This window comes from Bacillus sp. AM1(2019) (assembly GCF_009906915.1).
Taxonomy (GTDB): domain Bacteria; phylum Bacillota; class Bacilli; order Bacillales; family Bacillaceae; genus Bacillus; species Bacillus velezensis.
Genome location: NZ_CP047644.1, coordinates 3,045,348 through 3,070,521 on the forward strand (window position 1 = coordinate 3,045,348; position 25,174 = coordinate 3,070,521).

Consider the following 25,174-nt stretch of genomic DNA (forward strand, 5'->3'; position numbering starts at 1 on the left):
AAACGACCTTATGAGGAGGTCGTTTTTTTGATCACAATTTCTACACGGCGGTTTTCTTTCATATGTCCGGGACTTTTGTTGTCCTTCACAGGTTTCGTATCCGCATACCCGGCAGAGATAAACCGTTTGGCGGAAAAGTCTTCATTCGCGGTAAAATACCGGATCACACTCGCCGCTCTTGCAGACGACAGCTCCCAGTTCGACGGAAATTGATAGGTGGAAATCCGGCGGCTGTCCGTATGGCCTTCTACCTGTATGTCATTCGGAATTGTTTTTAAAAGCACCGCGATCTGATGCAGAACCGGCTCGGCGTTTTTCAGCACATCCGCTTTTCCTGTCTGAAACAGAACGGCCTCCTGCAGCACCAGAACCACTCCGCGCTCATCGCGCTTCGCCGTCAATTTCGAACTCAAATGATGCGCTTTTATGTATGTCTTCACGTTTTGTAACAGCAAATCCTGTTCTTTATTTTCGTTTGCTTTGTCTGATGACGCCGGTTCACCCCCGCTGCCGTTTGTATGAATCGATGAAACGGCAGATTGAAATTTTTCCGCGTCTATTTGCGACATCGAAAAAAGCAATATAAAGAACACGAGAATGAGCGTGATCAAGTCAGCGAACGTCACCATCCATCTTGGTGAACCGCCGGAATGTTCCGGTTTGTTTCTTCTTTCAAAACGCTCTTTTCTAAGCTTCATGGACAGCGCCCTTTTTCTTGTTCGCAGGCTGTCCTTTACGCCAGTCTTCTCTTGAGCTGAAGACGACAAGCTGACTTTCGAGGTTGCGGGGATTTTTGCCCGATTGGATGCCGACAACCCCTTCGATCATGACCTGTTTGATGAAAATTTCACTTTCCGTTTTTTCTTCAAGCTTTGCCGCGATTGGGATAAATACCAAGTTGGCAAGCAGCGCTCCGTACAGCGTCGTCAATAGCGCAACGGCCATGTTCGGTCCGAGGGTATGCGGGTCATTTAAGTTTTTAAGCATGAGAACGAGTCCGACGAGCGTCCCGATCATTCCCCAGGCAGGTGCGAAATCACCGGCTTTTTCAAAAACGCGTCTTCCTTTTCTGTGTCTTTCTTCCATCGCGGCGATCTCAGAATCCATCACCAGCCGGATCGTTTCCTCGTCCCAGCCGTCAATCGCAAGCAAAAGCCCTTTTTTTAAAAACGGATCCTTGATCTCACGCGCCTGGTCATCCAGAGACAGCAGCCCCTGCCTGCGCGCCTGCTCCGAAAGGCTGACAAATACTCTGACAAGCTCTTTCACATTGTCATCCTGACGGGAGAATACCTGTTTCAGAACAGAAGGGGTTTTCTTTAAATCCCTCGGCGGAAAACTGATAAAGATCGCCGCAGCAAGGCCGCCTGTGACGATTAAAAAAGAAGTCAGATCTAAAAATGAACTGATTCCCGCCAGTCCCGTCCCTGACAGAATACCGATTGCGACAATAATACAGCCTAACATAAAGCCAACGGGCGTCAGATAATCAAAACGTTTCATATCTTCTCCTTACTCAAGTAAAAAAGCAAGATTCCACCCCTCAGAGTGAAGCTTGCTTTTCCGTTTTTTTATGACTTGGTTGATTGTCTTAATTCGATGCGGTGAGGCAATTCGACGATATGCTCTTCAACCGGCTCTTTGTTCATCAGTTTTGTCAAAAGTCTCATCGCCACGGCGCCGATATCGTACGTAGGCTGCACGACTGTTGAAAGCTGAGGGCGGACCATCAGGCTCAATCTCGTATTGTCAAAACCGATAATATCAAGATCATCAGGAATCGAAAGACCTTGATCTTGGGCCGCATGGATAATGCCGAGGGCCATTTCATCCGTCGCAGAAAGAATCGCCGTCGGTTTCCGGTCAAGGCCCATCAAGCTTTGAAGCGCCTCCATACCGGAATCATAGGTGTAATCGCCTTCCGCTACGAATTGCTCGTTAAACGGAATCGCCGCTTCTTCAAGCGCCCGTTTGTACCCTTGCAGTTTTTTCGAACGGTTGATCGGCTCTTGCATCGGTCCGGAGACGAATGCGATATCGCGATGCCCTTTATCAATGAAAAGCTTAACGGCATCATAAATCGCCTGTTCATAATCAATGGCGACAGAAGGCGTCTCGCCCTGTTCTTCCACTGATGCCGCCAAGACGATCGGCACAGGAGAGCGCTTAAATTCTTCGACATGCTCGTCCGTAATGTTGCCGCCCATAAATACGATACCGTCCACTTGTTTGCCGAGCATCGTATTTAACAGATGCAGTTCTTTCTCAAGATTTTGGTCCGAGTTGCTTAAAATAATATTATATTTGTACATCGTCGCGATATCTTCAATTCCACGCGCAAGTTCCGAGTAGAAAATGCTTGAGATATCAGGGATGATGACGCCGACCGTTGTCGTTTTTTTGCTTGCAAGCCCTCTTGCCACCGCGTTCGGGCGGTAGCCGAGCCGGTCAATGGCTTCCAATACTTTTTTTCTGGTCGTCGGTTTTACATTCGGGTTGCCGTTCACGACGCGGGAAACAGTTGCCATACTGACATTTGCTTCTCTGGCCACATCGTATATCGTAATGTTGCTCACTGAAACCACTCCTTTTACTGGATACACTTATCCTTATCTATAGCATAAACACTTTATGTAAAGAAATGTCGTACGATTTCGCATTCTGTCGTTTATGATTGTAAGCGTAAGTCAGTAGTGTACATTATTTTTCATTATTCATCAAATTTAAATATCTCTCATGAAATTATACACGTTTTTCCCAGTGATGAAAACGTTCACTTTCATTTTATAATTAAATAAAATGAAGATACGAAAAAAAAGCCGCGCGAGGCGGCCTTTAAAGAGCGGAACGTTGTATTATGCTTTTACTTTCAGCATTGGCTTTAATTCGTTCAGCCATTTCTCGAATTCAGGTATATCCATCTGCTGCGCAGAGTCTGAAAGGGCAACGGAAGGATCAGGGTGAACTTCGGCCATCACGCCGTCAGCGCCGATCGCAAGCGCCGCTTTTGCTGTCGGAAGCAGGAGATCGCGGCGGCCTGTTGAGTGTGTGACGTCAACAAACACCGGCAAGTGAGTTTCCTGTTTCAAAATCGGCACGGCAGAAATGTCGAGTGTGTTTCTCGTTGCCGTTTCGTACGTTCTGATTCCGCGCTCACAAAGAATGATTTGGTCGTTTCCTTGTGACATGATGTATTCAGCTGCATTGATGAACTCTGAAATTGTTGCGGCAAGACCGCGTTTTAACAATACCGGCTTTTTAACGGAACCGGCCGCTTTCAGCAATTCAAAGTTTTGCATGTTCCGCGCGCCGATCTGAATGACGTCAATGTAATCAATCGCTTGCTCAATGTGGGCGGGCGTTACGATTTCACTGATCACCGCGAGGTCATATTCATCAGCGACGCGTTTAAGAATTTGCAGGCCTTCTACACCGAGACCTTGGAAATCATACGGACTTGTGCGGGGTTTAAACGCGCCTCCGCGCAGGATTTTAATGCCTTGTTTTTTCGCTGCGGCCGCTACTTCGGCAACCTGCTCATAGCTTTCTACGGCACAAGGTCCGACGATGAATCTCTGATCGCCGTCACCGATTTTTTCGCCTTTAATATCAACGATCGTATCTTCTGCTTTTTTCTTCCGGGAGACGAGCAACGCTTTGCTGTGATCCTCTTCTTGAAGTTCAAGTCCGGCTTTGAAAATTTCTTTGAAAATATGCTGGATCGTTGAGTTTTCAAATGGGCCGTCATTGCTTTCAATAATGCGGTTAAGCATTGTACGCTCTCTGACAGGGTCAAATCGGTTGACACCCTGTGCTTCCTTTGCTTTACCGATTTCTTTTACAACGGCTCCGCGTTCATTGATTAATTTAAGGATTTCTAAGTTTAGTGCGTCTGCCTGCTGTCTTAGGCTCTCTAATTCCTTGTTGCTCATCTTTTTCATCCCTTCTATGCTATGTTTTATTTTAATGGTTAACATGCATCTTACTACAGTTATGCGAAAATAGGAATATAAAATAATAAATTTTTTCGCATTTTACTTTATCACCAAAACGCTTTTAAGCTTTTATGCGTTGAAGTAACGTATATTGATATCCTACATGATCCGGCTGAAATGATCAATAGTTTTTTTCAAAAAAAAACCGCCGGTATCAACCGGCGGCCAGCAATTATGAGAGGTGCTGCTCTATTGCGTTTTTTGTGATTTGTGAATGAGACGCGTGCCATTTCACTTCGCCGTTTGTAATGACGAATACTTGCGGGCTTTCATGTTTCACGCCGTATGTCTCGGCGATATAGTTTGAAAGCGGCCGGCTGTCCTGCACCTGCAGGTAATAAGAAGGCACTTCCGAATGCTCCGATGCAAAGGCGTCAAACTCCTGTAACGCGGCTTGGCTGATCGGGCAGGTTGTGCTGTGTTTCAAAAACACGAACGTGTTTTCTTTCTCAGCGGCATTTTTGAACTCTTCTTCAGACGATATCAGCTGTTTTGTCATGTCGGTTATCTCTCCTTATTGAGGATCAGCGATTTGCCTGACCGGCTTTTTCCCCTGCGTCTTCCGCTTCGGCCTTGATGCTTTGGGCCGTGTCCTGCATTTCGCTTCTCGTCTCTTCGGCTTTCTCGGTTAGTGTGCTCTTAGAACGGTCTTTTAAATCCTTCACTTTATTCATAATCTGGCCTGACTGATCAGCTACCAGCTGGGTGATATTAGATGTTTTGTCCTTGGCGATGCTGACATATTGAGAGCCTTTTTCTTTCGCGTCGGCCGTCATTCTGTCCGTCTTATCCTTTAACGCAGAAGCCTGACTGCCGAGATCGTCGCGCAGCTCCTTACCTGATTTAGGCGCCAGAAACAACGCCGTTGTCGCGCCGATAATTCCCCCGATCAGCGTTCCGATTAAAAAATCCTTACTATTGATTCCATCTTTGCTCATTATGATTCCTCCTTAGTGGATTTTTCTTATGATTAAAGCGATGTTTTTTTCTTTTGCTTCCACTTGTCCCATATTTCCATAGCGGCCTGGCTCCAGGTGACAACCTGACTGATCTTATCCTGATTCTCTCTTACAGAGGCCGTAACGGAACCTGCTGCCTGCTTTATGGATGTATTAAACTGCTGGACGGAAGTTCCCACTTCCTGGACAGCATGGACAACCGTATTTAATTTCTCTGATTTTTCCTGAATGTCTTCCGCGAGACGGTTTGTCTTATGTAACAGCTCGGTTGTCTCTGCGGTAATGCCTTTCATCTGCCCTTCAAGGCCGTCTAAAGTCGAGGCAACGTTTGTTAAGGTCATCTGCACGGACTTTAATGTTTTGGACAGATAGATGACGAGGATGAGAAATGCAACGGCAATGAGTGCGACGCTTAAGTAAAGAATGATGATCATCTAATACCTCCTTAATGCAGGATATAGTGGTATATACCCAATTCTTAAAATGATAAACATATATGAAAGATCTGTATGTATACTATTTCTCCGTTTCTCGGTAAATCCCTTTGCAGCACGCACAAAAAAGCAGTGAGAGCCCCACTGCTTTTTCGTTACGCTATGACGTTTTCATAGGCTCTCATATATTTTTGAATGTCTCCGGCGCCCATGAAGATCAGCACTGCGCCTTCATGCGCTTTTAACACGGATGTGTCATTTTCTTCAATGAGTTCTGCGTTATCGATTTTTTCCTGAAGATCCGTGATCGTGAGCTTGCCGACGTTCTCGCGGGCAGAGCCGAAAATGTCACACAGATACACGCGGTCGGCCGCGCTTAAGCTTTCTGCGAATTCATCCAGGAATGATTGCGTCCGTGTAAACGTATGCGGCTGAAATACCGCGATGATTTCACGTTCGGGATATTTTTGGCGCGCCGCCTCAATCGTGACTTTGATTTCAGTCGGATGGTGGGCGTAGTCGTCGATCAGTACCTGGCTGCCGATCACTTTTTCATTGAATCTGCGTTTGACGCCGCCGAATGATTCAAGTCCGAGCTTAATCATGTTCACGTCTATCTCTTCATAGTGGCAGAGCGCAATGACCGCTAAGGAATTGAGGACATTGTGATGGCCGTATGCCGGGATGTAGAACGTATCGTAAAACGTATTGCGGACAAAGACGTCAAATGTCGTGCCTTCCGTATTTTTTACGATGTTTCTCGCTTGAAAATCGTTTTCTTCTCCCGTGCCGTAATACACGACAGGCACATTGGCGTGAATTTTCGGCAGGTACTCGTCATCACCGCAGGCAATGATGCCTTTGTTGACTTGAAGCGCCATGTTTTGGAAAGCATCAAACACATCGTCAATGTTGGCGAAATAATCAGGGTGGTCAAAATCAATATTCGTCATAATCGCATAATCAGGCTGATAGCTTAAGAAATGACGGCGGTACTCGCAGGCTTCAAATACAAAGTATTCGCTGCTTTCATTTCCTCTGCCCGTTCCGTCCCCGATAAGAAACGAAGTCGGCTTCGCCTGCTGCATCACGTGTGCCAAGAGGCCCGTTGTGGACGTCTTGCCGTGTGCGCCCGTTACCGCGACACTTGTATATTTTTTCATATATTCAGCTAAAAATTTATGATATCTGATGACAGGAATCCCTTCAGCGAGCGCCTTTGCGATTTCCGGATGAGAATCAGGGAATGCGTTTCCGGCGATTACCGTTAAGCCGGGTTTGATGTTATCGGCGCTGAACGGATAGATCGGGATATTTCTTTTTTCAAGGGCAGCCTGAGTGAAAATCTGCTTCTCGATATCCGATCCCTGCACCTGATACCCTGTATCATGCAGGATTTGAGCAAGCGGGCTCATACCTGTCCCTTTTATTCCAACAAAATGATAAACAGTCATAATCGTACCTCCAACAAACGTCTATCTGTTCCCCAGTATATGACGCTCATTTCATTTTGCGACCGCCGCGGGCAAAAAGCCCGCACAGCGGCGCTTCCATTTATTTTTACGTTATCGTCAGTATCTGTAACTTTCTTTTTGATTAAACCTGCCGCATGATATTTCAGCGCGTGACAGTGATGCAGTTTTGATGGTCCATCCACTATCATACCATGTTTGTGAGAAAAATGAACGATATTCTTATTCTTGAGCAATGTCAGCGGCCGTAATCAGCACTTCACGGGGTTTGCTGCCCTTCGCTTCTGAGATCATGCCTTCGGCTTCCATCATGTCAATCAGCCTCGCGGCGCGGTTATAACCGATTCTGAACCTTCTTTGAAGGCTTGAGGTGCTGGCGCTGTTTTGCTCCACGACGAATTGGCACGCCTCAGGAAACAGTTCGTCTTCTTCCTTGAGGGCGGTTCCCTGCCTGATCAGTTCTTCCTGTTCAAACAAATAAGAAGGCGGCAGCTGCTTTCTGACATGAGAGACAACGCGGTCAATTTCTCTGTCGGATACAAAGTTGCCCTGCAGGCGCACCGGTTTTCCGGTACCGTTTTCCCAGTACAGCATGTCGCCTTTTCCGAGCAGCTTTTCCGCTCCCGCCATGTCGATGATCGTTCTGGAATCTACCTGGCTTGAGACGGAGAATGCAATCCTCGTCGGTATGTTTGCCTTGATCATTCCGGTAATGACATCGACAGACGGACGCTGTGTCGCGACAAGCAGATGAATGCCGCAGGCTCTCGCTTTCTGCGCGATTCTGGCAATGCTTTCTTCCACATCGTTCGGCGCGACCATCATTAAATCGGCAAGCTCATCAATGACCACTACGAGGTACGGAAGCTTTTCGCCTGTCTTATGATCGGCGGTTAATTCATTAAAGCGGCCGATATCTCTCACACCCGAATGGGCAAACAGTTCATATCGCCGTTCCATCTCTTCCACAACCCATTTTAACGCGGCGGTCGCGGCTTTGGCGTCCGTGATGACGGGGCTGACCAAATGCGGAATTTGGTTATAAGGCGCAAGCTCGACCATTTTCGGATCAATCAGAAGCATTTTGACATCACTCGGATCCGCCTTATAAAGCAGACTGACCAAAATGGTATTGATGCAGACGCTTTTTCCCGATCCTGTCGCACCCGCTATCAACCCGTGCGGCATCTTTTTCAAATCAATGACGACCGGGTTTCCGGAAATATCGACACCGAGCGCGGCTGTAAGCGGAGACGGATTCGTCCTGAAAGCGGCGCTTCTGATCATCTGCCTTAAATCAACGACTTTGCTTACGCGGTTCGGAACTTCAATGCCGATCGTGTTTTTACCGGGGATCGGCGCCTCAATCCGAATATCCTTGGCAGACAGGCTCAGTTTAATATCATCTGCTAAGTTTGTAATTTTGTTTACCTTCACTCCGGGCTCAGGATGCACTTCAAAACGTGTGACGGACGGGCCTTGTGTGACATGAACGACTTGGGCGCGCACATTAAAGTTTTTCAGTGTAACGTTTAAAAGCTCGCGCTGTTCTTCAATCCACGATTGGTCGTCATGTCTTTGCGCCGGCGGTACGTCCAGAAGCGACAGATTCGGAAAGACATAGCTCGCTCCGCCCTCTGGCGTCTTCGCCTGCTTGTGTTTATCGCTTTTAAGCATCATGACGTTAAACGGTACATTGCGCTCTTTCGGCCGCTCCGCTTTTCTCACAGTCTGAGGCTGTCCGTGATGCTCCGTTTTTTCTTCGGCAGGCCGGGACGGGGCATCGGCCGTCTCGATGCTTGCAGGTTCAGGCTCGGGGTCTGAATGCCGCGTGACTTCATTGTACTCAGGCTGAGAGTCTGCTTCCTGTTCCGCGTCGGTTTCAGCTGATTCGGGCTTGTCTTCAGACTGCGGCTGAACTTCCTCATCGTATCCGGGTTCTGTGTATGTATACACCGTTTCTTCTGCGGTTTCAAAAGGCGGTGCTTTTTCCGGCTCAGGCTCCTGATATTCCTCCTGCGGCGCCGCTTGTTCCTCTGTGTTTTCAGCCGTTCGGGATGCTTCATACTCAGGCTCTTTAATAGGCTGCGGGCGGGTTTGTTCATGCTCTTGTTCTTCTGTAAAGCCGGCAGACTCCGCGCTTTCCGTGTGCTCCCGCTCTTCAGTCTGCTGCGGTTCTGCTGCTGCAAACACTTGCTCTTTTGCATTCTCAGCCTCGGTGTGAAGCTCCTCTTTTTTAACGGCCGGGATTTCTTCCGTTTCTTGTTTCGCAAACGGTTCTGGCCGGTCATTCGTCTGTTTTCTTATGCCGGATGTTGTGAAGACGGGCTCTTTTTCCGTTTCCTGACCGGATTTTGGCGGAACAAATTGCTCCTCTGACAGCAGTGTTACGTTCTCTTCACGCCGCTTTTCGGATATAGGCGCTTTTTTTATGCTGTGCTGAGATTGAAAGCCGTAAACCGGTGAAGGAATGGATGACGGTTTAAAGGGCTTTTTCACCGTATCAGGCTCTTTATGTGTATGCTGTTTCCGCTCGGTTTGCTCCTTCCCGGCGGCATAATCCCGGGACGGCTGGCGGCGTTCGTGCCTTTCCCGCTGTCTTTGGTTTTGCTCCGTTCGCTTATAGCCGTCCGGAACGACAGGGAAGCGGAAATTCCCTTTCGGATATTCGTAATATATTTTAGGATCTTCCATGCGCGTGAATTTGCCTTCTGGCTGATCCGGTATCTGCTGTTTCGGGATTTGGGCATGCGTGTTTGGTTCACGTTCATGCTCTTCTTCTTTTTCACCTAAAAATAAGTCAAAAAATTTATTCAGCCAACTCATGTTTAATCACTCTCTAACTCCCTTTTTAGTAGTCTGGGACGATATTTAGTATACCATTGCCGGGCGGCTCAGAAAAGATTAAGCTCCCAACTGAAGAAAGCCGTTAAGCAGGCATGCTTAACGGCTTTCTCTCACATCATTCGATTCTGTGCGCTTATTTATGGGAGTTAGAATTGAAATGCTTCGCCGGCCTCGCGGCTGTCTTCAAGAACAAGAATCCCTTTTTCCGCCGGCGCATCCGGCAAAGCGAGTTCTTTCGCGGAGCAGATCATGCCGCTTGACGGAACGCCTCTTAATTCAGCGTCTTTAATCACAAGCCCGCTCGGCATCACCGCGCCGACTTTAGCGACGACGACTTTTTGCCCTTTGTCCACGTTCGGCGCGCCGCAAACGATTTGAAGGGTTTCCTCTCCCACATTCACTTGGCAGATATTCAGTTTATCCGCATTCGGATGTTTTTCTTTCGATTCAACGTGACCGACAACAAATTTCGGAGAAAGGTCAACTGTCAGCGTTTCTGAAACACCGTTTCTGTTCAGTATTTCATTCACATCTTGAACGAATGTCTCAGACAAAGCGACGGGGCCGTTGTCCTCAATCTGTAAGTAAGAAGACACGTTAAAAATGTTAAAGCCCGTCGTTTCTTTTGTTTCTTTGTTAAAGATTCTGACGACATCGCCTTCTCTTTCATAGCCGATTTCTTCGCGTGCCGCATCTTTAAGAGAGATCAGAAGCGTATCTCCCACACCTTCTTTATTGTAAAAAGCGTTCATAAGAAAAATCCTTTCTAATCCTTTTTCGGCCGGCTTTTCGCCATGATAAACACAGGTTCCAGTCTGCCTTCATTATACAGAAATGAAAGGGCCGTAATCGGCACCGTGCCGCTTGCAAAGAAGCTCATGGACATTTGCCCTAAAATATCATAACCCGATTCATTTCGAATGTCAGCAAGTATTAATACATCTTGATGCGGGACGGAAATCGCCAATTCGCCTTCAGCGGCCTGCTTGTATTCATGAAGAATCGAATCATTGAGAATCCGGCTGGCGTCATAGCCGTCATTCGCCCTGAAAAAATAAAAATAATTGTCCGCAACCGTATCCTGTTTCACAACCGAAGGAAGAGAGCGGAGATTGAATGACGCCGTCTCCCTGATCCGTTCTTTTGTCCAGTTTTCTTTCTCGAGCATACGGCTGTCAATTAAGCGGTACGTCTTACCGAGGTCAAGCGCGTAGTAGATTCTCGTTTCGGCCGTATGGTCATCATACACGAGCGGAATGCCGTCGCTCGTTTGATCGGGAAATGATGTGGAGCGGATGACCGGATAGATTCCGGCTTCCTTTCCGGACATCTCCTGTCCGCTGCCTTCCATCGCCTCCATTGCTTCTGACACATAGTAGACGATTTCGTCGATCGCTTCTTCTTTTTTCGTCTCCCACTTCGCAATGATCGGCGGGAGCTCCAATGTGATGCCTTTTTTGGTCGTTTGATCCTCAACACGGAGGGTGTCTTTTTCTCTGTCAAAAAAGAAGGATCGGTTCTCGTGCTGCAGGCGCTGTTTTAATAAATCCGCCAGCTTCCTTGACGTCATTTTCAAAGCCCGTGGCCTCCTTTATGCTTTAGCAAGGGAATCGGTTAAAAATTGCTCAATTTGTTCTTTCGTTTTACGGTCTTTGCTGACGAAGCGGTTCACTTCTTTTCCTCCGTTAAACACAACAAAGCTCGGAATGCCGTAAATTTCCCATTCCGCGCATGTATCAATAAATTGATCGCGGTCTACGTAGTAATAAGTGAATTCAGGAAAGTCCGCTTCCAGCTCAGGAAGAAACGGCTCCACAAAGCGGCAGTCCGGGCACCAATCCGCTGAAAACATAAATACCGCCCAATCGTCTTGTACCGCTTTTTGCAATTCTTCCGTGCTTTCAATCTTTTTCATTGTCATTCCTCCATCTGGATTATGAGTTTTTTATATGCTGATGTTTGTCCAATTGGATCATACCAGACTGTTTACGGCAAGACCAACTATATGCAATATCATTATCATATTTCATTTGCATTATCAAGCAAGTTTCGTTTACCATTTTGCTTGTAACCGTACGAAAATCTGAATATGTACATAAGGAGGGGCAAAAGATGCAGTTTGTCGTGTATTTAGCGGGTGAAATCCACAGTGATTGGCGGGATGAGATCAAACAAAAAGCAACAGCGCTGGACCTGCCGATTACGTTTGTCGGCCCGATGGAAAACCATGAACGCTCAGACAATATCGGAGAAGAGATTATGGGCGTGCAGCCCGATTCTGTTTTAAAAGACGCCAGAGCTTCTGATATCAACAATTTCCGTACAGAGGTGCTGATGGAAAAAGCCGATTTTGTGATCGCCCTGTTTGGCGAGAAATATAAACAGTGGAATACCGCGATGGATGCTTCTTATGCCATCGCAAAAGGAAAGCCGCTCATCCTCATCCGTCCGAAAGAACTTCATCATCCGCTGAAAGAGCTTTCCAGAAAAGCCAATATCACGGTCGAAACCGTCAATCAAGCGATGAAAGCACTCTCTTATTTATTTGAAACAGAATAAGCAGGCCGCCTTTATGCGGTCCTGCTTATTTTTTTACACATTTTCTCTGATCGTTTCGACCGTCTGTTTGTCACTCGCCATGACCAGCTTAATGAGCATTTCTTTCGCCGCGGCATAATCATCGACATGGATGATAGCGGCATTTGTATGAATGTATCTTGAACAAATGCCGATGACGGCAGACGGAACCCCGCTGTTTGATATGTGGACCCGTCCGGCATCCGTTCCCCCGCCTGAAGCGAAATATTGATAAGGGATATTGTGCGTTTCCGCCATATCAAGGACGAACTCTCTCATCCCGCGGTGCATGACCGTCGTTCTGTCGAGAATGCGGAGCAGCACCCCCTCGCCGAGACGGCCGAACAGCTCCTTATCGCCGCTCATATCATTTGCCGGGCTGGCATCAAGCGCGAAAAAGAGATCAGGCTGAATCATGTTGGCCGCTGTCTGCGCCCCTCTCAAGCCGACTTCCTCCTGAACGGTGGCCCCGGCGTACAGATTGTTCGGCAGGTCTTTTCCGTGCAGCTCTTTTAATAGTTCAATGCTTAACCCGCAGCCGTAGCGGTTATCCCACGCTTTGGACAATATTTTCTTCTCGTTGGCCATCGGGGTGAACGGGCAGACAGGCACGACCTGCTGTCCCGGTCTGATCCCCATTTTGACCGCGTCCTCTCTGTCATCGGCACCAATATCAATCATCATATTTTTGATCTCCATCGGCTTTGCGCGCTGGGCATCCGTTAAAATGTGGGGCGGGATGCTTGAGATGACGCCGATAATCGGTCCGTTATCCGTCTGCACCTCGACGCGCTGGGCAAGCAGCACCTGACTCCACCAGCCGCCGAGCGTCTGAAATCTCAGCATGCCGTTATCCGTAATCTGCGTTATCATAAACCCGACTTCGTCCATATGGCCGGCTACCATAACGGTCGGCGCATCTTCAGCGCCGCGCCTTACTCCGAAAACACTTCCGAGTCTGTCCTGCACGATGTCATCCGCATATTTCGCAAGCTCCCGTTTCATAAAGGAGCGGACCTGATGTTCATTTCCCGGTGCGCCGGGAAGCTGCGTCAGCGTCCGGAAAAGCGTTTTCGTTTCCTCATTCATATTTTCCCCTCATTTCTATGTAATGCTTTTATTTTATTAGAAAAACAACCGTTTTCCAAGCGCTCAGATTGAATGGGCTGGAAAACCGCCGCTTTACTTAACACCGTCTGGCATCTTCTGTATAATAAAAACTACGACATAATTGGAGGTGCTTCATATTGAAATTACGTCATTTTCTCTTAGGTGCAGGAGTCGGATTATGCGCTGCCATCGCAGTGAAAAAGTATGCGATGAAACCTTATATCTCTTCAGAAAAAGCGCTCCGTATCGTGAAAGCGGCTTTTAAACAGCGCGGGCCGATAGACGGATCATGGATTTACACAGAGCCCGAGCCCTACCAGGTAAACGGAGAAACCATCCAGGTATACAAGACCGGCGTGACACGTTCGGCATTCGGCGAACTGGAGCAATATGAAGTTATGGTCAATGCAAAAACAGGCCAGATTGTCGATGTCATTGATTCTGTCGCCTCATAATTCGGACAAGCAAAAAATAAAGCCCAAAACCATCAGCGTTTTGGGCTTTATTCGGTTACATCGGCCGAATTCGTTTATATACGGGGTGCCACATCGCGTCCTGCACCGCTTGGATCAGATCCTCGGGTTCCGTTTCCGCTACACCGTCCTGAATCGCAGCTTTAGCTACAGCTACCGCCACGGTTGCCGATACCGTCCTGAGATCCTCCACTTTCGGAAGCATCGGCGCCCCCGGCTTGCCGACGTCCACCATACCGGCGATGGCATTCGCGCAGGCAACGAACATATTGTCCGTAATGAGCCTTGCTTTTGTCACAATCGTGCCGAGTCCGAGTCCCGGGAATACGAGCGCGTTGTTCGCCTGTCCGATATGGTAGGTAACGCCGTTATACGCAACAGGCGGAAACGGACTACCCGTAGTGACAAGCGCGCGGCCTTCCGTCCATTTAATCAAATCTTCAGGTTTTGCTTCTGATAATGTCGTCGGGTTTGACATCGGCAAAATAGCGGGCCGTTTGACATGCGAGGCCATTTCTTTGACGATTTCTTCCGTAAATGCGCCTGATACGGTGGATGTGCCGATCAGAATCGTCGGCTTGGCCTGACGCACCGTCTCCGCCAGATCAATTGATCCGCCTTCACCGCTGCGGCCGTACTCTTTCACTTCATCAGCAGGGCGCGCGTACGGAACCTGAAAATCACGCAAGTCCTTCATATCATCCGTTAACAATCCGTTTCTGTCGATACACCAAAAATGGCTGTAGGATTCTTCTTCGCTTAATCCGTCATGCACCATGGCTTCGCGCAGCTGCTCAGCAATTCCGATACCGGCCGTTCCCGCGCCGAAGACGACGACTTTATGCTCTTTTAAAGGCACTTTTGATGCTTTTGCACACGCTAAAACAGCTGCAAGCGATACCGCGCCCGTTCCTTGAATGTCATCGTTAAACGTACAGACTTTATCTTTATACCGTTTTAATATGCCGCGGGCGTTAGCCGTACCGAAATCCTCCCAATGAAGCAGCGCATTCGGGAATGTTTCCCGGGCAAGCGAGACATACTCATCAATAAAGCGGTCATATTTCTCGCCGCGCACTCTTGAATGCTGGTTTCCGACATACAGCGGGTCATTTAAGAGGCTTTCCTGATTTGTCCCCGCGTCCAATACGACCGCAAGCACTCGTGACGGATCAATTCCGGCCGCCGCCGTATACACCGCGAGTTTTCCGACAGAAATGGCGATGCCGCCGACGCCCCAGTCACCGATTCCCAGAATGCCCTCCGCATCTGTGGCAACGATTAAGTCTATGTTTTCATTTTTTCCGAACTGCTGAAATGCGGCGCGCATTCCTTCAGGATCATCTATTGACAAATACAGACCGCGGGGTTTTCTGTACTCATGGCTGTAACGCTGGATCGCAGTGCCGACGGTCGGCGTATATACGATCGGCAGCATTTCGCCTAAATGATCATTTAACAGCCTGTAAAATAACGTTTCATTCCGGTCATGGAGAGCGGTCAAGTAGACATTTTTGCTCAGCTCATCAGGCTGCGAACTGAATTGTTCGTAGGCCCGCCTCGCCTGCTCTTCGATTGTCAATACTTTCGGCGGCAGAAAGCCCTCGAGCCCGAGTTCCTTTCTTTCCTCCTGTGTAAAGGCCACCCCTTTATTTAAAAAAGGCGTAGAAAGCACTTCTAATCCGCGCAGAGTTGTTTTGATTTCTCCATCTTTCGTCACTTGAAATTGATTCACCTGTCTCTTCCTTTCAAAGCAATTTGTCTTAGGTTTGCTTTTATTCCCGAAATTCATACAGGCAAATCATCGATCCGCTTATTTTTTCTCCCGTTTGACAGATGCAGCCACTTCGCCGTCTTCTCCCCATTTTACCGCTCTGTAAATCGCGTCGTGATAGAAAATCAGCCAGGCGTCTTTTTCTGCCGCGAACGTCTGCCATTTCTGCTTTTCTGGAATAGAGGTCATCGGATAATCATCATAGGCCAGCACCCATAACGGATTTTTGTGCGCATTCGTCGGCATCAGGTCGGCAAAATGCACAGCCGCCTCCCCACCGTCTTCTAAGACGATGACGCTGTGGCCGTCGCTGTGGCCGCCGGTGTGGTGCATCGTAATGCCTTCTGTCAGCTGATACTCGTTTTCAAAGGTTTCGACCTGATCTTGTACCGCCTCCCAATTTTCTCTCCAATATGTATTTTTCGATCTGATATTAGGGTTTCTCATTTCGCGCCACTCTGTTGCAGAAGTGATAATGCGGGCATTCGGGAAAACAGAGACAAGCTCCTCTCCGCTGTACTCCGTCAGGCCGCATGCATGGTCAAAATGAAGATGGGTCATCGCGGCAATATGAATGTCCTCACAAGAAAGCCCGAGGTCACGAAGAGATTGTTTCAGATTGGATTCCTGTGTTACGCCGTAATTCCTTTTTTGTTTATCAGAGAATTTCCCTCGGCCGATACCCGCGTCAACCAATATATTCAGGCCGTTTTTTCTGATCAGAATCGGGTCTGTTCTTAATTCAATCTGGTTTTTGTCATTTACGGGGTATTTTCTCGACCATAAAGGTTTCGGAACAACGCCGAACATCGCTCCGCCGTCCATATGCGTTACACCGCCGTCCAGCCATGTTAATGAAATATTCCCAATATTCAATGTCTCCATCTTGATCCCTCCTGATGTAATGGTAGCAAATGGCGGCATAAAAAAACAGACTCCCGCATCAGAGTCTGTCTTTTGTTCTCCATTCAACTTCGGCCCGGTAAATCGGCTGGCCGAGCGCGGAGAATTTTTCTTCGTATTCTGTCATAATATTGCCCTTCGGATCGCTGTTGTGCAGATCAAGGCTGACTTCCGTCAGAAGCAGGCCGTATTCGGAAAAGCTTTTCAGAGAGTATTCGAATAAACCGCGGTTATCGGTTTTAAAATGAATCTCACCTGTTTCGCCCATCACTTCTTCGTATTTTTTCAAGAACGTTTTAAATGTTAAACGGCGCTTTTCGTGACGGTTTTTCGGCCACGGGTCAGAAAAGTTTAAATATACGCGCTTGATTTCTCCCCGTTCAAATACGTCATTCAGTGTTTCCGCGTCTATATTTAACAAACGGACATTGTGAGCCCCGCTGTCCTTAACTTTTTGGACGGCAGTGACGATGACGCTTTTAAACAGCTCAATCCCGATATAGTTGATATCCGGATTCTGCTTGGCCATTCCTGAAATGAACTGCCCTTTTCCCGTACCGACTTCAATATGGATCGGGTTGTCATTGCCAAAGACCGTGTTCCACCGCCCTTTATACTGGGCCGGATCACTGATGGCGATGTCAGCGTTTTCTGCCAGAAAATCATTCGCCCAAGGTTTATGGCGCATTCTCATATGATTGACACCTCTATCTATAATTTCGAGTAACAACATACCATGAAACATAAAGAGCCGCAAGCGCCTTTTAAAGGCGCCGGCTGCATAAAAAAAGAGGCTCCCCGGTCCGGAACACTCATGTGATGCATAAAACCGCACCGCTTTGCACAATGTATGACACAGAAAGGATGTGTATATGAATCATGGGCTTAACAAGCGAACATCAGGTCCGGTTATTAAAGGACATATTGGCCGACCATCAATTGGATTGCTGCGGCACGGTTGCCGAGTATGAACAGCTGGAGCGCGTCATCAAATCACTGATGGCCAACACCGGGCTTGATTCAAATATAAAAAACGTGCTCGAGGATGTCTACCGCTACAGCCTGTCCGGCATCACGGCCGATTCCATCGACACGCATATTCAGGAGCACCAAAACCATTTGTCCCAATGGGTGGAGCAGATGGATTCGTACTCCTGACTACTTGACAATCCGCTTCATCAGGGCATGAAGCTCTTCCATGGCATCATGATACGCTTTGTCGTTTCCTTTTGATTTGTGCCAGGCGATGAAGGTGATGGTCTCCGATAACATGTACCACGCCATCCTCAGCCGAAGCCCTTCCGTGAGCTTCATGCCGTACATCCCAAGCCAGCTGTCCCACGCTGGCTCTTCGACGTAATGATACAATAAAGGGCCGAGATCCATGGCCGGATCGGCTATCATGGCGCCGTCCCAATCTATTAAATACAGCTGGTTGTCTTCAGACAGAAGCCAGTTATTATGATTCACATCACAATGGCAAACGACTTTTTCACCGAATTGCACCTGATCCACATGAGCTTCCAAATAAGCAAGGCCTTCCTGAATAAGCGGCGAAAATTGCCGCACGGCAAAGACGGCCTGCTTCAGCTGCGACAAAAGGGCGCCCGGATCAAGCGGTTCTTTTCCCAATCTTTTCAGCATGTCGAGCAAAGCTTTTGATGTGTGGATTTTGCGGAGCAGCTCAGCCACCGGGCGTCCGCTCATATCCTTTGCCTTCAGCTCCCTGCCCGCCATCCAATGCTGAGCCGTAATGACGTCTCCGTTTTCCATCCGTTTCGTCCAAACCAGCTTCGGAACAATGCCTTCGGCGGATAACACGGCTAAAAAGGGCGAGCTATTACGTTTTAAAAAAAGCTGTTGGCCGTTATGTTTCGCATAATATGCATCTCCTGTAGCTCCTCCGGCGGGGAAGATCTCCCAATCGCTACCTAGTAATTGTCCCAACCAGTTCATATCAATGTTCAACCCATCATTTCTTAAAATATTTTAGAATAGGCCTCCAGCCTTTCTCTATTGGCGGAGCAGCCTGTCATAAACAATTTCATGAGAATAAAAAAGACAGCTATTGAGAGTCTCATATGCTAATCAATAGCCGTCCTATAAATTTTAGCGCTACAGCACAAACTTCGTCAAGCAAAACTAGCAAGAACACCTGTGAATTCTGAAGATTTATGCCGCGAACCGCTCTTTGCCGTGAAACATTTGACGGGTTTCATTTGTTTATTATGTTTTTATTTTCAACGGCGTACCGCCCGGCATAAGCCGAAACGGCGTCGTTCCGATCAGCTCGCCGTCAGCGTGAAACGGAATTTTCCCATCTGTTTCAAAAACGAATTCCTTCCCCTTTATCATCGTCACTCCGTCCATTTTGATATGCCGGCCGAAGCTCATCGCCCATAAAAAACGATACAGCGAGAAAAAGGACAGGTTTTCTGCGATGACAATATCAAAATGGTTTTGACGGGGATTTGCTGAAGGCGCCGCTTTCATGCCGCCTCCGTAATAAGGGTGATTAGCCGCAATGACAAACCAGACATTGCGGAATTCACGCCTCTGACCGTCTGCCGTACAAACAAATCTGAACGGCTGAAACCCCGAGGCCGTATGTAAATGCGCGAGCGGGTAAATCACAAAGCCGAGACGCAAAAACCGAAGAACGCGCGATAACGGAAAATTCGCGGCTGCCTTCAAAACTGAGGCATCGAAGCCGACAGACAGGTGGTTAATAAAATAAAGTGATTGCGCTTTGTCATGAAAAAAGTTGATGTTTCCCGCAAAAAATTTCCGTGTGAGCGGGCGGTGCAGACTTTTGATTTCTTGGAGAAGCGCCGACTTCTTAATACCAAGCCCTTTGGAAAAGTCATTGTACGAACCGGCAGGCACAAAGGTCAGCTCAATCTGATCCGTTCCTTTCAGTCCGTTAATGACTTCATGCATCGTCCCGTCACCGCCGATGACGAACAGCCGCTTAAGCTTATGATCCTGCATCATTGAAATCTGCCTCGCCAGCACCTCCGCATGTCCGGGATGCCCGGTCAAAAAAGAACGGTGGCTGACCCCGCGCCTGGTCAGCTCTTTTTGAACTGATTTCCAGACACGCCGGCCCCGCCCGCCTCCTGAGACCGGATTAATAATAAAAAACCATTGACTCATCGTTTGTTTTCACCTGCTTCATAGATGAAGAGACAGCCGGCAAACGTCCGTTTTAATCTAGCCATTCCTGTCTCCGGCTTGAATCGCTCAAGCCGTAAGACAAAAGAGCCTTCGCCGCCTTCAGCTGGTGGTGCTTGATCGGCGCCGTATTTTTCTGCTGCTTTTCCAGCCACTCTGCGGCAGTCCGTTTATCAGCTATTTCCAGCCCGTACGGCGGCTCCGGATAATCAATATAAGACGTTCTGCTGAGCAAAAGCTTCCGCACGGGAATATCGGCCTGCTTTTCTTTTACGATTTGCGAAACGACCGAGCCCGTCCGGTGCAGGCTGAGAGACGGATTCAATACTTGGCGCGTGCTGCCGGAGCCTCTTTCTTCCCAAAAACGGTGTTTTGATCCGATATATACGCTGTCCTCTTCCGCTTCCATAAAAGCGGCGCAGAAAATCTCCAGCGGCGAGATGATGATCATGCTCAGTTCGACGGACGCCTGCTGAATTTGCAGAACCGGATGATACATCACAAAATAGGAATCGGGCAGCTTTTGAGCCAGCATTTTTAACATCCCGTCCCTTTTAACCGCCTGCGAAAGCTCAGACTTTTGAGAAAGCGTGGAGCTCGCCCATTTTAATTGAAAGTCATACAGCTGATCTTTGAAAAAAGGCGCGAGCTCAGACTTTCGAGACGGAAGATTCCCGAACAGCGCCTCTTCTCCCTCCGGCTCATCAAACCATTGGTGCCTCTTTTCTTTTATATCGGCCGTATTTTCTTCTTTTCTCTTTTTTAAGGAAAATTTTTTCCTGGCCGGCGCTTGATCGGTTTCCCCGCCGGCAGCCGTTTTCGTTTCTTTTTCTTCCGTCTTCCGGTCAAACGCTTCAAGAAGCGTCTCCCAGCGTTCTTTCTTCAGCCGGATAAACTGGTTCATATAATGATATGGATCAAGTTCATATCTGGATATGCAGTCGTGAATTTTGATGATCTGTGCCATGTGATTTCTCCACTCCGAATATTTGTTTATGTCAATTGAAACTGTGCGATTTCTTCGTATTTAGGCGACCGGTCAAGATGGGTCTGAAACAGGGAAAACCGGCTGACGGCACTTTGCACCCTGCCGCTTTCAAACGGCACATCGTCAGGAAACGGCCGGTCTCCCGCCCACTTCCGCGCCATCGTCATATGAGGGTGATACGGGCGTTTTTCCACTTGAAAACCGGCTTTCAAAACAGCCTGTTTTGTTTTTTCCCGCAAATCAAAGAGCAGTTCATTCCGTTCGGGCTCAAGGTGAAGCACTCTCGGCTGTCTGCGGTCGCCGAAAATATCCAGATGCTGAAACTGTACGGTAAACGGCTGCGCTGCCGACGCAGCATCTGCGAGCAGCGACGATAATTTCGCAAGCCGTTCTTCATCCGCGGCTCCGAGAAAAATAAGTGTAATATGATAGTCATGCGGGTGCACCCATTTTTTGAATGATAACGCCGGCTCCTTTTTGGCTGCTTCCCAAATCGGTTCAGCAATGTCAGCCGGAATCGGAATGCCGATAAAATAATGCGGCAATGAAGCTTTCATACGAGGATCTCCCCCTCTTTGGTTATGGTGTTATTATAAAACGGATAAGCGGAGAGGAGAACCCTGTCCGCTCATTATGATAGGATATTATGTACTGAACGTTTTATACAGAAAGGAATGAGCCGGCCTTGAAAATCGTAAACAGCACGGCGGAGCTGATCGGCGGCACACCGATCGTAAAGCTCAATCGCCTTCAGCCAGAACATGCAGCACAGGTCTATTTAAAATTAGAATCGTTTAACCCGAGCGGCAGTGTCAAAGACAGAGCAGCTTACAATATGATCATTGAAGCGGAAAACAGCGGGCATTTAAAACCCGGCTCTGTCATCATCGAACCGACAAGCGGCAACACGGGCATCGGCCTGGCGATGAACGCGGCGGCGCGCGGCTACAAGGCAATCCTCGTCATGCCTGACACGATGACGAAAGAACGCATCAACCTCCTGAAAGCGTACGGCGCGGAGGTTGTGTTAACACCGGGGGCGGAAAGAATGCCCGGCAGCATCAAAAAAGCGAAAGAACTCGCCGAACAGATTCCGGGAAGTTTTATCCCGATGCAATTCGATAACGGCGCAAATCCAGATGCCCACCGAAAAACGACCGCCATTGAAATCTATCAGGCCGTTCAGCAGCTCAACAGACCGCTCGGTGCTTTTGTGGCAACGGCGGGAACGGGCGGAACCATTACCGGAACCGGAGAAGCGCTGAAGGAGCTTTTCCCGGATATGATTGTTCATGTCGCCGAGCCTGCGGGATCTCCCGTCCTGTCTGGCGGAAAACCCGGCGCTCATAAGCTTGTCGGGACAAGCCCCGGATTTATTCCCGGCATACTGAATCAGGACGTTTACGATGAAATCATGAAAATATCTGATGAAGATGCGTATACGACAACACGGCGTCTGGCCCGGGAAGAAGGTATACTCGTCGGCCCGTCTTCAGGCGCCGCCTGCTTCGCCGCCATTGAAACCGCAAAACGCCTCCCTTCCGAACAGATCGTCATCTGTATGACGGCCGATACGGGAGAACGTTATTTATCAACGGATTTATGGTCATTTGAATGATAAAAAGGGATGCCGCTTTCGGCGTCCCTTTTTATTATCACTTGGCAAGCTCATAAATGGCTTCGGCGTATAAAGCGGTTGACCGGAGAAGGTCATCGATTTCAATATACTCATCCTTTTGATGCGCGCTGTCAGGCCGGCCGGGGAACAGCGGCCCGAACGCGACGCCCGCCGAAAGGGATCTCGCATACGTTCCTCCGCCGATTGAAATCAGATCCGCTTTCTTTCCCGTCTGTCCTTCGTAAACCTTTTGAAGCGTCTTTACGAGCGGATGATCGGCAGAAACGTGGTGCGGTTTGCTGTCTTTAAATTCTTCAAGCCTGAATTCTTCAGCAGACGTAAAAGCATCACGGATGACTTTGCTGTCTGAAGTGACGGGATAACGGATGTTGATGCCGAGTTCTCCTTCCTCACCCTTTCTGTATGTAAAGGTGCCGACATTCAATGTAAGCTCTCCGCTGATGTCATCCCTGCAATCAATTTTCAGCTTTTTGCCTCGTGTATCATTTGAAAAATAGTCACTGACGGTTTTGACAAAGTGCTTTCCGGCTCCATCCAGCTCCGTTCCGTTAAGGCATTCAGCAAGCTTTAAGCCGGCATTGACACCATTATCCGGTTCCATCGCATGGCATGATTTTCCGTATACCCGAAGCGTCAGTTTTCCATTTTCCGAAACTGCTTCACCTTGTGTTTTTGACTGCTCAAGCCATTTGCTGAAATATGCGTGCACGGCATCAAGACCGTCCCCTTCAATAACCGCTTCAGCCGCATCCGGCACCATGTTCAAGCGCAGTCCTGAACGGAATGACAGAAGCCCATTTTTTGCGTCTTTGTCAGAAGCGCTTTTTGCAATGCGCAGTGACGCATCTATAATTCCTTTTTCCGCGTTAATGATCGGAAAATCCGCGTCAGGAGCAAAGCCGATGTCAGGCATTTTTTCGTGTTTGAAGTAGTGATCCACGCATCTCCAATCACTTTCTTCATCCGTTCCGATGATGATTCTCACGCGTTTGGATAAAGGAAGCTGCATGTCTTTGACGATTTTCAGCGCATAAAACGCCGCCATTGTCGGCCCTTTATCATCTATGGCGCCTCTGGCATATATCCGGCCGTCCCTGATATCGGCTGAAAACGGATCGCTCGTCCAGCCGTCTCCGGGCGGAACGACATCGACGTGGCACAAAACGCCGACGATTTCGTCACCCGTTCCCCATTCAATATGGCCCGCATAGCCGTCAAGATTCTTTACGGTGAAGCCTTCTTTTTCACCGAATTCCAGCAGTGACGTCAGGCTGGCATTGACGCCTTCTCCAAACGGCCGGCCGGGACCGGCTGTTGTTTCGTCCATTACGCTGTTGATCTGCAAAAACTTCTGCGTGTCACGGATCAGATCTTCTTTGTTTCTGATGACTTCAACTTCCCAGTTCATCACAAATCCCCTTTCTTGATAAAGACTTGCAAAATGTCGATAAAACGAATAATATAGATGATGTTTTGAAAAAATGTTCGTCATTGGAGGTACTTATGTTTCATCTCGACAAGCATCAAACGACAATAAAAAGAGAAATTACCGCGGGATTGACCACCTTTTTCACAATGGTGTATATCATTGTCGTCAATCCGGTGATCCTTTCCAACGCGGGAATTCCGTTTGACCAGGTGTTCACCGCGACGATTATCGCTTCCATTGTCGGAACTTTATGGATGGCTCTCGCTGCTAATTTTCCGATCGCCATTGCCCCCGGCATGGGCTTAAACGCGTATCTTGCCTTTCACGTTGTCGGCACAGGCAGCGGCATTACGTATCAGACGGCTTTCAGCGCCGTTTTTATCGCGGGAGTCATCTTTATTATTTTATCGTTAACGCCTTTAAGAAAACAACTTATAGAAGCGATTCCGGACAATTTAAAATACGGAATTACGACCGGCATCGGCTTATTTATCGCTTTTATCGGCTTACGCCAATCCGGAATCATCACGGCTGATAAATCTAATCTGGTCGCACTCGGCGATCTTCATTCGCCCGCCGTCATTTTAACGTTAATCGGACTTATCATCAGTATTGTACTGATGGTGCTGAATGTAAACGGGGCTCTGTTCATCGGAATGGCGCTGACCGCTATCATTGCCTTTTTGACCGGACAGATCCATTTCGCGAAAGGATTCATGTCCTTCCCGCACCTGCCGGAGGGGCTTTTGATCACAAATCCGTTCGGTGCCCTCGGGGATGTCGTGCATCACGGTCTGTACGCCGTTGTGTTTTCTTTTCTTCTCGTTACGATTTTTGACACGACCGGCACCATGATCGGTGTCGCCGAACAAGCGGGATTGATCAAAAACAATCAGCTGCCGAATGCCAGAAGAGCGCTTTTGGCTGATTCGACCGCTACGACGGTGGGAAGCATCTTCGGCACCAGCCCGACGACCGCGTTCGTTGAATCTTCAGCAGGTGTGGCGGCCGGCGGAAGAACGGGGCTGACGGCGCTGACGATTGCCGTTATGTTTGCCGTTTCCATGTTTTTCAGCCCGCTTGTCAGCGTCTTATCGGAAGTGTCCGCGATTACGTCACCGGCTCTGATTATTGTCGGCAGCCTGATGATGGGTGCGGTATCGAATATCCGCTGGAATGAGCTTGATGAAGCGTTCCCGGCCTTTCTCGTCATTTTGGCGATGCCTTTAACGTCCAGTATTTCAACCGGAATCGCACTCGGCTTCATTTCATATCCGCTTGTTAAAGCAGCTAAGAAAAAATGGCGCGAAATCCATCCTCTAGTCATCATCTTCGCCGTGCTGTTTTTTATTCAGCTTTTTATTTTGAACGGACATTAAGAAAAATCCCTTTCCTTTTTC

Annotated in this window: 26 protein-coding genes; 5 read left to right on the forward strand and 21 right to left on the reverse strand. The window is 48.3% G+C overall.

What is annotated here, in order from left to right; translation table 11 throughout:
• Window positions 1-8: 8 nt before the first annotated feature.
• The 12 genes from motS to GNE05_RS15020 form a co-directional block, all read right to left on the reverse strand.
• The gene (gene motS / locus GNE05_RS14965) at window positions 9-698 is read right to left on the reverse strand and encodes a flagellar motor protein MotS (RefSeq protein ID WP_003152387.1); all 690 of its coding nucleotides are present in this window, start codon (window positions 696-698) and stop codon (window positions 9-11) included.
• Window positions 688-1,503, reverse strand: a complete 816-nt coding sequence (motP, locus tag GNE05_RS14970) for a flagellar motor protein MotP (protein WP_007408775.1) — start codon at window positions 1,501-1,503, stop codon at window positions 688-690. The genes motS and motP overlap by 11 nt, the downstream gene beginning before the upstream one ends.
• Window positions 1,504-1,571: 68 nt before the next feature.
• A complete protein-coding gene (ccpA, locus tag GNE05_RS14975) occupies window positions 1,572-2,576 on the reverse strand; it encodes a catabolite control protein A (protein ID WP_003152385.1) in 1,005 nt (334 codons plus the stop codon).
• A 279-nt stretch (window positions 2,577-2,855) separates the two neighbouring features.
• Window positions 2,856-3,932, reverse strand: a complete 1,077-nt coding sequence (locus GNE05_RS14980) for a bifunctional 3-deoxy-7-phosphoheptulonate synthase/chorismate mutase (protein ID WP_003152383.1) — start codon at window positions 3,930-3,932, stop codon at window positions 2,856-2,858.
• 235 nt (window positions 3,933-4,167) lie between these two features.
• Entirely contained in the window at window positions 4,168-4,494 is a 327-nt protein-coding gene (gene ytxJ / locus GNE05_RS14985; protein WP_061862489.1) for a bacillithiol system redox-active protein YtxJ, read from the reverse strand.
• Window positions 4,495-4,519: 25 nt separating this feature from the next.
• The gene (locus GNE05_RS14990; protein WP_003152380.1) at window positions 4,520-4,933 is read right to left on the reverse strand and encodes a YtxH domain-containing protein; all 414 of its coding nucleotides are present in this window, start codon (window positions 4,931-4,933) and stop codon (window positions 4,520-4,522) included.
• Window positions 4,934-4,965: 32 nt separating this feature from the next.
• A complete protein-coding gene (locus GNE05_RS14995) occupies window positions 4,966-5,388 on the reverse strand; it encodes a DUF948 domain-containing protein (protein WP_007408777.1) in 423 nt (140 codons plus the stop codon).
• Window positions 5,389-5,543: 155 nt separating this feature from the next.
• On the reverse strand, window positions 5,544-6,842 hold the full coding sequence (murC, locus tag GNE05_RS15000; RefSeq protein WP_032873626.1) for a UDP-N-acetylmuramate--L-alanine ligase: 1,299 nt from the start codon (window positions 6,840-6,842) through the stop codon (window positions 5,544-5,546).
• Between the two features lie 240 nt (window positions 6,843-7,082).
• Window positions 7,083-9,686 carry a DNA translocase FtsK gene (locus tag GNE05_RS15005; RefSeq protein ID WP_160182927.1) on the reverse strand — a complete coding sequence of 868 codons (2,604 nt, stop codon included), beginning with the start codon at window positions 9,684-9,686 and terminating at the stop codon, window positions 7,083-7,085.
• A 167-nt stretch (window positions 9,687-9,853) separates the two neighbouring features.
• A complete protein-coding gene (ytpR, locus tag GNE05_RS15010; RefSeq protein WP_003152375.1) occupies window positions 9,854-10,459 on the reverse strand; it encodes a YtpR family tRNA-binding protein in 606 nt (201 codons plus the stop codon).
• 14 nt (window positions 10,460-10,473) lie between these two features.
• Window positions 10,474-11,283 (reverse strand): DUF1444 domain-containing protein, encoded by an 810-nt coding sequence (locus tag GNE05_RS15015; RefSeq protein ID WP_012118213.1) that lies wholly within the window; start codon window positions 11,281-11,283, stop codon window positions 10,474-10,476.
• Window positions 11,284-11,298: 15 nt separating this feature from the next.
• Window positions 11,299-11,622, reverse strand: coding sequence for a thioredoxin family protein (locus GNE05_RS15020; RefSeq protein WP_021494469.1), 324 nt, complete (start codon window positions 11,620-11,622; stop codon window positions 11,299-11,301).
• A gap of 197 nt (window positions 11,623-11,819) precedes the next feature.
• Here GNE05_RS15020 and GNE05_RS15025 point away from each other — a divergent pair, with 197 nt between their 5' ends.
• Window positions 11,820-12,266, forward strand: a complete 447-nt coding sequence (locus GNE05_RS15025) for a YtoQ family protein (RefSeq protein WP_109567134.1) — start codon at window positions 11,820-11,822, stop codon at window positions 12,264-12,266.
• Between the two features lie 33 nt (window positions 12,267-12,299).
• Here GNE05_RS15025 and GNE05_RS15030 read toward each other — a convergent pair whose 3' ends face one another.
• Window positions 12,300-13,373, reverse strand: a complete 1,074-nt coding sequence (locus tag GNE05_RS15030; protein WP_160182928.1) for a M42 family metallopeptidase — start codon at window positions 13,371-13,373, stop codon at window positions 12,300-12,302.
• Window positions 13,374-13,531: 158 nt separating this feature from the next.
• On the opposite strand from GNE05_RS15030, the gene GNE05_RS15035 reads away from it, so the two are divergent.
• Entirely contained in the window at window positions 13,532-13,849 is a 318-nt protein-coding gene (locus GNE05_RS15035; protein WP_003152366.1) for a PepSY domain-containing protein, read from the forward strand.
• 55 nt (window positions 13,850-13,904) lie between these two features.
• On the opposite strand, the gene GNE05_RS15040 is transcribed toward GNE05_RS15035, so the two are convergent.
• The 3 genes from GNE05_RS15040 to trmB all read right to left on the reverse strand — a co-directional run bounded on the left by GNE05_RS15040 (window position 13,905) and on the right by trmB (window position 17,238).
• Window positions 13,905-15,602 carry an NAD-dependent malic enzyme gene (locus GNE05_RS15040; protein WP_007408782.1) on the reverse strand — a complete coding sequence of 566 codons (1,698 nt, stop codon included), beginning with the start codon at window positions 15,600-15,602 and terminating at the stop codon, window positions 13,905-13,907.
• A gap of 78 nt (window positions 15,603-15,680) precedes the next feature.
• Entirely contained in the window at window positions 15,681-16,526 is an 846-nt protein-coding gene (locus GNE05_RS15045; protein ID WP_012118216.1) for a YtnP family quorum-quenching lactonase, read from the reverse strand.
• 58 nt (window positions 16,527-16,584) lie between these two features.
• Window positions 16,585-17,238 carry a tRNA (guanosine(46)-N7)-methyltransferase TrmB gene (gene trmB / locus GNE05_RS15050; protein WP_003152359.1) on the reverse strand — a complete coding sequence of 218 codons (654 nt, stop codon included), beginning with the start codon at window positions 17,236-17,238 and terminating at the stop codon, window positions 16,585-16,587.
• Window positions 17,239-17,423: 185 nt separating this feature from the next.
• Here trmB and GNE05_RS15055 point away from each other — a divergent pair, with 185 nt between their 5' ends.
• Window positions 17,424-17,702, forward strand: coding sequence for a YtzH-like family protein (locus GNE05_RS15055; protein WP_160182929.1), 279 nt, complete (start codon window positions 17,424-17,426; stop codon window positions 17,700-17,702).
• Here the strand turns inward: GNE05_RS15055 and GNE05_RS15060 are convergent, their stop codons facing one another.
• The 4 genes from GNE05_RS15060 to thpR form a co-directional block, all read right to left on the reverse strand.
• Window positions 17,703-18,500, reverse strand: a complete 798-nt coding sequence (locus GNE05_RS15060) for a phosphotransferase family protein (RefSeq protein WP_003152355.1) — start codon at window positions 18,498-18,500, stop codon at window positions 17,703-17,705. It lies immediately after the preceding gene.
• 270 nt (window positions 18,501-18,770) lie between these two features.
• Window positions 18,771-19,700, reverse strand: coding sequence for a YegS/Rv2252/BmrU family lipid kinase (locus GNE05_RS15065; protein ID WP_007408786.1), 930 nt, complete (start codon window positions 19,698-19,700; stop codon window positions 18,771-18,773).
• Window positions 19,701-19,752: 52 nt separating this feature from the next.
• On the reverse strand, window positions 19,753-20,685 hold the full coding sequence (locus GNE05_RS15070; protein ID WP_160182930.1) for a hypothetical protein: 933 nt from the start codon (window positions 20,683-20,685) through the stop codon (window positions 19,753-19,755).
• A gap of 26 nt (window positions 20,686-20,711) precedes the next feature.
• Window positions 20,712-21,263 (reverse strand): RNA 2',3'-cyclic phosphodiesterase, encoded by a 552-nt coding sequence (thpR, locus tag GNE05_RS15075; RefSeq protein ID WP_012118221.1) that lies wholly within the window; start codon window positions 21,261-21,263, stop codon window positions 20,712-20,714.
• Between the two features lie 128 nt (window positions 21,264-21,391).
• Between thpR and cysK the strand changes: the two genes are divergently transcribed.
• A complete protein-coding gene (gene cysK, locus GNE05_RS15080) occupies window positions 21,392-22,324 on the forward strand; it encodes a cysteine synthase A (protein WP_103526690.1) in 933 nt (310 codons plus the stop codon).
• Between the two features lie 37 nt (window positions 22,325-22,361).
• Here cysK and pepV read toward each other — a convergent pair whose 3' ends face one another.
• Window positions 22,362-23,753, reverse strand: a complete 1,392-nt coding sequence (gene pepV, locus GNE05_RS15085; protein WP_160182931.1) for a dipeptidase PepV — start codon at window positions 23,751-23,753, stop codon at window positions 22,362-22,364.
• 95 nt (window positions 23,754-23,848) lie between these two features.
• Between pepV and GNE05_RS15090 the strand changes: the two genes are divergently transcribed.
• Window positions 23,849-25,153, forward strand: coding sequence for an NCS2 family permease (locus tag GNE05_RS15090; RefSeq protein WP_014418668.1), 1,305 nt, complete (start codon window positions 23,849-23,851; stop codon window positions 25,151-25,153).
• The last annotated feature ends 21 nt before the right edge of the window (window positions 25,154-25,174 follow it).

Coding starts and splice junctions, on each gene's coding strand:
- motP (WP_007408775.1), bottom strand. CDS start 1,503: ATGAAACGTTTTGATTATCTGACGCCCGTTGGCTTTATGTTAGGCTGT.
- GNE05_RS15005 (WP_160182927.1), bottom strand. CDS start 9,686: ATGAGTTGGCTGAATAAATTTTTTGACTTATTTTTAGGTGAAAAAGAA.
- GNE05_RS15065 (WP_007408786.1), bottom strand. CDS start 19,700: ATGAGTCAATGGTTTTTTATTATTAATCCGGTCTCAGGAGGCGGGCGG.
- pepV (WP_160182931.1), bottom strand. CDS start 23,753: ATGAACTGGGAAGTTGAAGTCATCAGAAACAAAGAAGATCTGATCCGT.
- GNE05_RS15070 (WP_160182930.1), bottom strand. CDS start 20,685: ATGGCACAGATCATCAAAATTCACGACTGCATATCCAGATATGAACTT.
- trmB (WP_003152359.1), bottom strand. CDS start 17,238: ATGAGAATGCGCCATAAACCTTGGGCGAATGATTTTCTGGCAGAAAAC.
- thpR (WP_012118221.1), bottom strand. CDS start 21,263: ATGAAAGCTTCATTGCCGCATTATTTTATCGGCATTCCGATTCCGGCT.
- GNE05_RS15090 (WP_014418668.1), top strand. CDS start 23,849: ATGTTTCATCTCGACAAGCATCAAACGACAATAAAAAGAGAAATTACC.
- ytpR (WP_003152375.1), bottom strand. CDS start 10,459: ATGAACGCTTTTTACAATAAAGAAGGTGTGGGAGATACGCTTCTGATC.
- GNE05_RS15030 (WP_160182928.1), bottom strand. CDS start 13,373: ATGAATGAGGAAACGAAAACGCTTTTCCGGACGCTGACGCAGCTTCCC.
- ytxJ (WP_061862489.1), bottom strand. CDS start 4,494: ATGACAAAACAGCTGATATCGTCTGAAGAAGAGTTCAAAAATGCCGCT.
- GNE05_RS15055 (WP_160182929.1), top strand. CDS start 17,424: ATGGGCTTAACAAGCGAACATCAGGTCCGGTTATTAAAGGACATATTG.
- murC (WP_032873626.1), bottom strand. CDS start 6,842: ATGACTGTTTATCATTTTGTTGGAATAAAAGGGACAGGTATGAGCCCG.
- motS (WP_003152387.1), bottom strand. CDS start 698: ATGAAGCTTAGAAAAGAGCGTTTTGAAAGAAGAAACAAACCGGAACAT.
- GNE05_RS15020 (WP_021494469.1), bottom strand. CDS start 11,622: ATGAAAAAGATTGAAAGCACGGAAGAATTGCAAAAAGCGGTACAAGAC.
- GNE05_RS14980 (WP_003152383.1), bottom strand. CDS start 3,932: ATGAGCAACAAGGAATTAGAGAGCCTAAGACAGCAGGCAGACGCACTA.
- GNE05_RS15025 (WP_109567134.1), top strand. CDS start 11,820: ATGCAGTTTGTCGTGTATTTAGCGGGTGAAATCCACAGTGATTGGCGG.
- GNE05_RS14990 (WP_003152380.1), bottom strand. CDS start 4,933: ATGAGCAAAGATGGAATCAATAGTAAGGATTTTTTAATCGGAACGCTG.
- GNE05_RS14995 (WP_007408777.1), bottom strand. CDS start 5,388: ATGATCATCATTCTTTACTTAAGCGTCGCACTCATTGCCGTTGCATTT.
- GNE05_RS15045 (WP_012118216.1), bottom strand. CDS start 16,526: ATGGAGACATTGAATATTGGGAATATTTCATTAACATGGCTGGACGGC.
- GNE05_RS15060 (WP_003152355.1), bottom strand. CDS start 18,500: ATGAACTGGTTGGGACAATTACTAGGTAGCGATTGGGAGATCTTCCCC.